This window comes from Erythrobacter sp. (assembly GCF_023653175.1).
In the GTDB taxonomy this organism is placed as follows: domain Bacteria; phylum Pseudomonadota; class Alphaproteobacteria; order Sphingomonadales; family Sphingomonadaceae; genus Erythrobacter.
The window spans coordinates 1-7,763 of the sequence record NZ_JAMNXL010000170.1; the positions used below are offsets into that span (position 1 = coordinate 1).

At 66.7% G+C, this 7,763-nt stretch carries 9 protein-coding genes and 1 pseudogene; 9 read left to right on the top strand and 1 reads right to left on the bottom strand.

The window, feature by feature from the left end; all coding sequences use genetic code 11:
- From infB to NBV68_RS15580, 4 genes are all read left to right on the top strand, one after another.
- A partial coding sequence (infB, locus tag NBV68_RS15565) for a translation initiation factor IF-2 (protein WP_296311425.1) occupies positions 1-2,407 on the top strand: 2,407 nt, incomplete at its 5' end.
- Positions 2,404-2,847: a PaaI family thioesterase gene (locus NBV68_RS15570; protein WP_296311428.1), complete on the top strand. Its 444-nt coding sequence runs from the start codon at positions 2,404-2,406 to the stop codon at positions 2,845-2,847. The genes infB and NBV68_RS15570, both read left to right, overlap by 4 nt.
- Positions 2,847-3,266, top strand: coding sequence for a 30S ribosome-binding factor RbfA (gene rbfA, locus NBV68_RS15575; protein ID WP_296311430.1), 420 nt, complete (start codon positions 2,847-2,849; stop codon positions 3,264-3,266). The genes NBV68_RS15570 and rbfA overlap by 1 nt, the downstream gene beginning before the upstream one ends.
- Positions 3,263-4,108 (top strand): hypothetical protein, encoded by an 846-nt coding sequence (locus NBV68_RS15580; protein ID WP_296311433.1) that lies wholly within the window; start codon positions 3,263-3,265, stop codon positions 4,106-4,108. The genes rbfA and NBV68_RS15580 overlap by 4 nt, the downstream gene beginning before the upstream one ends.
- 1 nt (position 4,109) lies before the next feature.
- Here NBV68_RS15580 and NBV68_RS15585 read toward each other — a convergent pair whose 3' ends face one another.
- Positions 4,110-4,691, bottom strand: coding sequence for a YceI family protein (locus NBV68_RS15585; protein ID WP_296311436.1), 582 nt, complete (start codon positions 4,689-4,691; stop codon positions 4,110-4,112).
- Between the two features lie 80 nt (positions 4,692-4,771).
- Between NBV68_RS15585 and NBV68_RS15590 the strand changes: the two genes are divergently transcribed.
- The 5 genes and pseudogenes from NBV68_RS15590 to NBV68_RS15610 form a co-directional block, all read left to right on the top strand.
- Positions 4,772-5,347: a thymidine kinase gene (locus tag NBV68_RS15590; RefSeq protein ID WP_296311441.1), complete on the top strand. Its 576-nt coding sequence runs from the start codon at positions 4,772-4,774 to the stop codon at positions 5,345-5,347.
- Between the two features lie 25 nt (positions 5,348-5,372).
- Positions 5,373-6,065, top strand: a complete 693-nt coding sequence (locus NBV68_RS15595; protein ID WP_296311443.1) for a site-2 protease family protein — start codon at positions 5,373-5,375, stop codon at positions 6,063-6,065.
- Positions 6,038-7,009, top strand: coding sequence for a tRNA pseudouridine(55) synthase TruB (truB, locus tag NBV68_RS15600; protein ID WP_296311446.1), 972 nt, complete (start codon positions 6,038-6,040; stop codon positions 7,007-7,009). The genes NBV68_RS15595 and truB overlap by 28 nt, the downstream gene beginning before the upstream one ends.
- A gap of 14 nt (positions 7,010-7,023) precedes the next feature.
- Positions 7,024-7,293 (top strand): 30S ribosomal protein S15, encoded by a 270-nt coding sequence (rpsO, locus tag NBV68_RS15605; protein ID WP_086608857.1) that lies wholly within the window; start codon positions 7,024-7,026, stop codon positions 7,291-7,293.
- 177 nt (positions 7,294-7,470) lie between these two features.
- Positions 7,471-7,763: pseudogene (locus tag NBV68_RS15610) on the top strand (polyribonucleotide nucleotidyltransferase); the annotation flags it as partial.

Below are 7,763 nucleotides of genomic sequence, written 5' to 3' on the forward strand. Positions count from 1 at the left end.
CGCTCCGCCGCCGCCGCCGCCCGCTCCCGAACCGGTTGTGGCCGCCCCGCCGCCTCCGCCGCCCCCGCCGCCTGCTCCGGCCCCGCGCCCGGCGCGCCCCGCCCCGGCCGGCGAGACCCCGCAGGAGCGGGTCAAGCGCCTGCAGCTCGAAGCCGAGGAAGAGCGCCTGCGCCTCGCCGAGGAAGCGCGCAAGCGCGAGGACGAGGAACGCCAGCGCGCCGACGAGGAAGAGCGTCGCCGCGTTGAAGAGAACCGCCGTGCGGAAGAAGCGGCGGAGCGCCAGCGCGCCGAAGCGGCCAGTGCGCCCGCCCAGCCCGAGGTCGCGCCCCCGGCCGAAGAACCTTCTGCCGCCGAGGAAGCGCCGGCCGCGCCTGCGACCGCCGCAGCCGCCGTTCCCGCTGCGCGCCGCTTCACGCCCGTCGAGCGCCCCGAACCCAAGCGTCCGGCCGCGTCCGAAGCCAAGCCCAAGAAGAAGGACGACAAGCGCGCCGTCCCTGTCGACGAGGGCAAGGACAACCGCCGCTCGGGCAAGCTCACCGTCACCCGTGCCCTCAACGAGGACGAAGGCCGCCGTGCGCGCAGCCTCGCCGCGCTGAAGCGCGCCCGCGAAAAGGAACGCCGCGGGCAGGGCGGGCCCAGCAAGCCGCGCGAAAAGCAGGTGCGCGACGTGGTCGTCCCCGAGGCGATCACCGTCAGCGAGCTTGCCAACCGCATGGCCGAAAAGGGCGCAGACCTGGTGAAGGCGCTGTTCAACCTGGGCATGATGGTGACGGTCAACCAGACCATCGACCAGGACACTGCCGAGTTGCTGGTCGAGGAATTCGGCCACAACATCACCCGCGTCTCGGCGAGCGATGTCGATATCGACAGCAGCGCGGATGCAGATCCGATCGAAACGCAGCTGCCGCGTCCGCCGGTGGTGACGATCATGGGCCATGTCGACCACGGCAAGACCAGCCTGCTCGATGCCTTGCGCGGCACCGATGTGGTGAAGGGCGAAGCCGGTGGTATTACCCAGCATATCGGCGCCTACCAGATCACCACCAAGGACAAGGCGAAGATCACCTTCCTCGACACGCCGGGCCACGCGGCCTTCACCGAGATGCGGATGCGCGGGGCGAATGTCACCGACATCGTCATTCTGGTGGTCGCGGGTGACGACGGGCTGATGCCGCAGACGATCGAGGCGATCAACCACACCAAGGCGGCCGGCGTGCCGATGATCGTGGCGATCACCAAGTCCGACAAGCCCGAGTTCAACCCGCAGAAGATACGCGAACGCCTGCTCGAACACGAAATCGTCGTCGAGGCGATGTCGGGCGATGTGCAGGACGTGGAAGTCTCGGCCAAGACCGGGGCAGGGCTCGACCAGCTGATCGAGGCGATTGGCCTCCAGGCCGAACTGCTCGAATTGAAGGCCCGCCCCGACCGCGACGCCGAGGCGACCGTGATCGAAGCGCAGCTGGACAAGGGCCGCGGGCCGGTCGCGACCGTGCTCGTTACCCGCGGGACGCTGAAGCGCGGCGACACTTTCGTGGTTGGCACGCAGAGCGGCAAGGTGCGTGCGATCGTCGACGACAAGGGCCAGCAGCTGAAAGAAGCCGGCCCCTCGATGCCGGTCGAAGTGCTCGGCCTTGGCGGGGTGCCGTCTGCGGGCGACAACCTCACCGTGGTCGAGAACGAGCAGCGCGCCCGCGAGGTCGCCAAGTATCGTCAGGAACTCGCGACCGAAAAGCGCACTGCGCTTGCGCCTACCAATTTCGACACGATGTTCGCAGGCCTCACCTCCAACGTCATCGAATTCCCGGTGGTGGTGAAGGCGGATGTGCAGGGCTCGGTCGAGGCGATCGTCAACGCGCTCCACAACCTCTCGAACGACGAGATCAAGGTGCGCGTGCTCAACGCGGGCGTGGGCGCGATCACCGAGAGCGACGTGCTGCTGGCGGGCGCATCCAAGGCGCCGATCATCGGCTTCAACGTGCGCCCCAATGCCAAGGCGCGCGAGCTGCTTAAGCGCGATAATGTGCGGATGATGTATTACGACGTCATCTATCACCTCACCGACGCCATCGCCAAGGAGATGGCGGGCGAGCTCGGGCCGGAGCGGATCGAAACCGTGGTCGGCCGCGCCGAGGTCAAGCAGGTCTTCCCGGCCGGCAAGAAGGACAAGGCGGCAGGTCTGCTGGTGCTGGAAGGCGCAATCCGCAAGGGGCTGTTCGCGCGTCTCACCCGTGCCGACGTCATCGTCTCGGCGACCAAGATCCAGTCGCTGCGGCGCTTCAAGGACGATGTCGACGAAGTGCGCGCAGGGCTGGAATGCGGCGTGGTGCTCGAGGATACCAACGACATCAAGCCGGGCGACAACCTCGAAGTCTTCTCGGTCGAGGAGCGTGAGCGGACCCTGTGAGCCTCCACGACAATCACTACCCCGACGATGCCGGGCAGTCGCCGCACACGGCGCTGCTCGGCAGCGAATTCGTCAGCTGGGACGAGGCCGCCCAGACCGTCACCATGCGCTTCACCGTCAAGCGCGAGGTCTGCACCTGGCGCGGCGGCGTGCAGGGCGGGCTGGTCGCGGGCTATCTCGATGACGTGATGGGCTATGCCTATGTCGCGGCGACGGGCGGGGCGATGGCGCCGCTCAATCTCGACATTTCCATGAGCCTCATCCGCCTGATCCCCGAGGGCGCGACCATCACGGCAAAGGGCCGGGTGGTGAAAGCGGGCCAGCGCGTGATCTTCCTCGAGGGCGAATTGTTCGCCGAGGACGGCACGCTCTACGCCCGCGCCACCTCCACCGCGATCCCGACCCCGCGCCCGACGCCGACCAGCACGGGGATGGGGTAGTGGCCAAGGCTCCCTTCACCGCCGAGCAGCAATCGGTCCGCGTCCTCAAGGTGGGCGAGCGGGTGCGGCATATCCTGTCGGAACTGCTCGCGCGCGGCGAGGTGCATGACGATGTGGTGAGCGCTTCGCACATCTCGGTCACCGAGGTCCGCATGACTCCTGACCTTCGCAACGCCACCGCCTACATCAAGCCGTTGCTGGGTGCGGGCGATGACGAGGTGGTGCACGCGCTCCGGCAGAACACCGCCTTCCTGCAGCGCGAGGTCGCCCAGCGGCTGGGCCTCAAATTCGCCCCCAAGCTCCGCTTCCGCAAGGACGAGAGCTTCGCCGAGGCCGACCGCATCGAAGCCCTGCTGCGCGACCCCAAGGTGGCGCGCGACCTGGATGACGAGGACGGGGCCGAGGACGGGGCAGAGTGAGACGCACGGGCACGCTCGCCTTGGCGATCGGCCTTGCCCTTCTGGGCGGACCTGCTCTCCCTGCCGACCCGCCACCTCGCGCGGCTCTGGCACAGGCCGCAAGCCAACAAGCTGACGTCTCGGCAAGCGAGGCGAGCGAGCCCGGCTATACTGGCGCGCTCGACGACGACTGTTCGCATGACGGCACCCGCAAGGATGGCCTCGAGGTCTTCATCGCCTATTGCCCCCGCGAGGCGCGCTCACCCGACGCGCAACTGCGGATCGTCCACCTTGGCGTGCGGCCGGAGGAGGATGATGGGCGCGAGGTCTTCTCGGATTATGTCTTCATCGAGGATGCCGATGGGCGCCGGATTGGGCCGATGCCGGGCCTCTCCGATGCCATGCCTTTCGCGCTCCAGTGGTCGCCGCGAGCTGGCCGGATTTTCGTCACCCACCACATCGGCTCCTTCATGGGAACGCCTGAGGTCTATGATGTGACCGCGAGCGGGGTTGTCCGGCAGGACGCCTTCAAGCTTGCCGCGGTCGACGCGGCGATCGCGGCCTTCCCCTGCCTTGCACGATATCGCGGCCTTGATCTTGCCACCGGCGGGATCGCGGGCTGGTCTGACGACGGGCGCTATCTCGCGTGGGTGCTCGAAACACGCACGGATATGTGTCTTTGGCCCGACCAAACGGGAGCGGTCCCTCCAGACCTGAGGGTCCAGCCGATGCTGATGATCTCGGACCTCGATACGGGCGCGATCGTGCCGGAATCTTTGCGTGTGCTGGCCAGCGATCAGGCAGAGGGCTTCAAGCTGCCCAGAGACGGCCCCTATCAGCGCATCACTCAGGGGCGCCCCTAGTTCAGCGCGGCAGCATCCGTGCCCTCAACGTAATGTCGACCTTGTTGCCTACGATCAGCTGGTAGGACTTCATCCCGAACGCCCGCCGGTCGATGGTGGTGGTGCCGGTGAAGCTCACCGGCTTGCCCGCGTTGCGCACCGGATCGGCATCGAAGGTCACGGCGAGCGTTGCAGGCTTGGTCACCCCGCGCGCTGTCAGCTCGCCCGACACAGTGCCCTTGGTCGCGCTCGCCAGTTTCAGCGAGCGGCCCTTGAAGCGGATCGTCGGGTATTTCTCCACCCAGAAGAACTTGTCGCCGCGCAAACGTGCGAGCGTGACGGAATCGGGCGCTTGAATCGCGGTCGCATCGAAGGTCACGTCGATCACCGCCTTCTCGGGCGCGCCGGGGACGATCGTTACTGCGCCCTCCATCCGCGGGAAGCGCGCGGTCTTGCTCGACAGGCCGAAGAAGGGCACCTTGGCCGAGACATTGCTCGCCGAGGCATCGAGCGTGTAGCGCTGCGGCGTGCTGGCGGTGTTGGCCAGCGCGAAGGCGGCCAGCAGCAGCAGCAGCAGGCGGGTGAGGGCGTGAGGGCTCGTCATACAATCTCCCATACGCATGACTTGCGCAAAAGGTTCACATCGCGCTCGCCCGTAGCGCGGCAAAGCGATAGGCAGCCGCGATGGCCAAGCTCTACTTCTACTACGCCAGCATGAATGCAGGCAAAAGCTCGCACCTGTTGCAGGCCGATTTCAATTATCGCGAGCGGGGCATGCGCACCATGCTGTGGACTGCCGCGCTCGACAGCCGTTCGGCCGGGATGGTGCGGAGCCGCATCGGGCTGGAGAGCGAGGCGCACCGCTTCGCCCCCGGCACCGATCTGTGGGCCGAGGTGAGCGCCGCCCACGGGAAAGCCAAGCTCGATTGCGTGCTGGTCGACGAGGCGCAGTTCCTGACCCCCGATCAGGTTTGGCAGCTCGCCCGGTTGGCGGACGAGGCGGCATTGCCGGTGCTGTGCTATGGCCTGAGGACCGATTTTCAGGGCGAGTTGTTCCCGGGCTCGGCGATCCTGCTGGGCATCGCGGACGCACTCGTGGAACTCAAGGCGGTGTGCCACTGCGGACGCAAGGCGACGATGAACCTGCGGGTCGACGCCGAGGGGCGGGCGGTGCGGCAGGGCCAGCAGACCGAGATCGGCGGCAATGACCGCTATGTAGCGCTGTGCCGCAAGCATTTCTCCGCGGCGCTGGCGGGTTGATCGCGGGGTTCCTATCTAGCGCGTCATGACCGAAACGCTTCTCTATGCCGCCATTCTGGCGCCGTGCCTTATCATCGCCATCGTCTTTCACGAGGTCGCGCACGGGCTGGCCGCGCTGGCGCTTGGTGATCCCACCGCGCGCGAGCAGCGCCGCCTCAGCCTCAATCCGCTGCGCCATGTCGATCCGGTCGGAACGCTGCTGGTGCCGGGCGCGCTGGCGCTGCTCGGCGGGCCGGTGTTCGGCTGGGCCAAGCCGGTGCCGATCAACGCGCGGCGGCTCGACAATCCGCGCTTCGGGATGATGGCGGTGGCCGCGGCGGGGCCGGGGTCGAATCTCCTGCTCGCGTTGCTGGCCGCGGTGCTGCTGGGAGTGCTCGGCGGGCTGGGGCTTGGCGAGGGGACGGTCGCCGCGAGCATCGCCGTGACACTGCTTACGACCTTCATCCTCATCAATGTCTTCCTCGCGCTGTTCAACCTCCTGCCGATCCCGCCCTTCGACGGCTCGCACATCGTCGGCGGGCTGCTGCCGCGCAGCATGGCGGCGCAGTGGCAGAAGCTGCAGCAGGTGGGCATGCTGCTGCTGGTGGTGCTGATCGCGGCGACCTGGGCCTTCCCCGGCTTCGCCCTTGTCGAGCACACCGTGCTCCCGCCGGTGCTGTGGCTCGAGGAGCGCTATATGGCGCTCGCCCAATGGATCGCGGGCGGGATCGCACGGTGAGCGAGCGGGCACCCGTGCCGCTCTCGGGCTGGCTGATCCTCGACAAGCCGCGCGGCATGGGCTCGACGCAAGGGGTGAGTGCGGTCAAGCGGGTGCTGCGGCAGAACGGCTATGCCAAGACCAAGGTCGGTCACGGCGGGACGCTCGACCCGCTCGCGGAAGGCGTGCTGCCGATCGCGCTGGGCGAGGCGACCAAGCTTGCAGGGCGAATGCTGGATGCGAGCAAGATTTACGAGTTCACGGTGCAGTTCGGGCGTGAGACCGACACGCTCGACACCGAGGGCACCGTCATTGCGCAGTTAGATGAGCAGCCGGGTTTCGGCCCTGTCGAGACTGTGCTCGAAAAGCATTTCACCGGTGAGATCGAGCAAATTCCGCCTGCCTATTCGGCGCTCAAGGTCGATGGCGCGCGCGCTTATGATCTGGCCCGGCGCGGTGAGGAAGTGGCGCTGGCAGCCCGCAAGGTGACGATCTACGGCTGGAAATACGTCGCGGAGGGTTTCGTCGGCGAGTTTGACGCAAGCGAGCAATATGCGACCTTGCAGGTGCACGTCTCCAAGGGCACCTATATCCGTAGCCTCGCCCGCGACATCGCCTACGCCCTTGGCACCTGCGGCCACGTGACCTACCTGCGCCGCATCAAGGCTGGCCCATTCACCCAGGAACAGGCGATTTCGCTGGACAGACTCGAGGAAATCGCTAAGGGCGCAGGCCTTGAACACCTCCTCCTGCCGCTGGAGGCGGGGCTGGACGACATCCCGGCCCTCGCACTCGACCAGACAAGCGCGCAGGCGGTCCGACAGGGCCGGGTGCTGTCTGGCATGCCCCACTCATCCGGGCTCTATCTGGCGAAACTGGGCTCGGTTCCGGTCGCGCTGATGGAAATTTCGGATGGCACGGCCACAGTCGTGCGCGGGTTCAACCTTCCCGATGTCGCTGAGTAAGAAAGAGACGTACTATGTCGGTGACCGCCGAAGTTAAGCAGACCATCATTGCTGACAATGCCCGTGATCCCAAGGACACCGGCAGCCCCGAAGTGCAGGTTGCGATCCTCACGCAGCGCATCCGCAACCTCACCGAGCACTTCAAGGATCACCACAAGGACAACCACTCGCGCCGCGGCCTGCTGATGATGGTCAACAAGCGCCGCACGCTGCTCGCCTATCTCAAGAAGAAGGATGTCGAGCGCTACAACGCGCTGATCCAGAAGCTGGGCCTGCGTAAGTAAGAGTTTAGCGGAAAGGGCGGCTCCAAGGGGCCGCCTTTTTTGCTTATGGGGCTTGGCAGACATCCGGTCTGCTCCGCCTTGGGGCCGAAGCGCCCCGCACCGGACCGGGACGGTTGTTTCCCCGGCATTTGAGGCCCCGCCCGGCAATGCGGCCGCGCGGGTTCAGAAGGAAAACCAATGTTCGACACGAAAACCGTATCGCTGGAGTGGGGCGGCAAGACCCTCACTCTGGAAACCGGGCGCATTGCCCGTCAGGCCGATGGCGCCGTTCTGGCCACCTATGGCGAAACCGTGGTGCTGTGCGCCGTGACCGCCGCCAAGAGCGTCAAGGAAGGGCAGGACTTCTTCCCGCTCACCGTCCACTATCAGGAAAAGTTCTCGGCCGCCGGGCGCATCCCGGGCGGCTTCTTCAAGCGTGAACGCGGCGCGACCGAAAAGGAAACGCTCACCAGCCGCCTGATCGACCGTCC

Bases quoted from the DNA above. Each gene is read 5' to 3' on its own strand.
- NBV68_RS15585 (WP_296311436.1), bottom strand. From the start codon at position 4,691: ATGACGAGCCCTCACGCCCTCACCCGCCTGCTGCTGCTGCTGCTGGCC.
- NBV68_RS15590 (WP_296311441.1), top strand. From the start codon at position 4,772: ATGGCCAAGCTCTACTTCTACTACGCCAGCATGAATGCAGGCAAAAGC.
- NBV68_RS15595 (WP_296311443.1), top strand. From the start codon at position 5,373: ATGACCGAAACGCTTCTCTATGCCGCCATTCTGGCGCCGTGCCTTATC.
- truB (WP_296311446.1), top strand. From the start codon at position 6,038: ATGGATCGCGGGCGGGATCGCACGGTGAGCGAGCGGGCACCCGTGCCG.
- rpsO (WP_086608857.1), top strand. From the start codon at position 7,024: ATGTCGGTGACCGCCGAAGTTAAGCAGACCATCATTGCTGACAATGCC.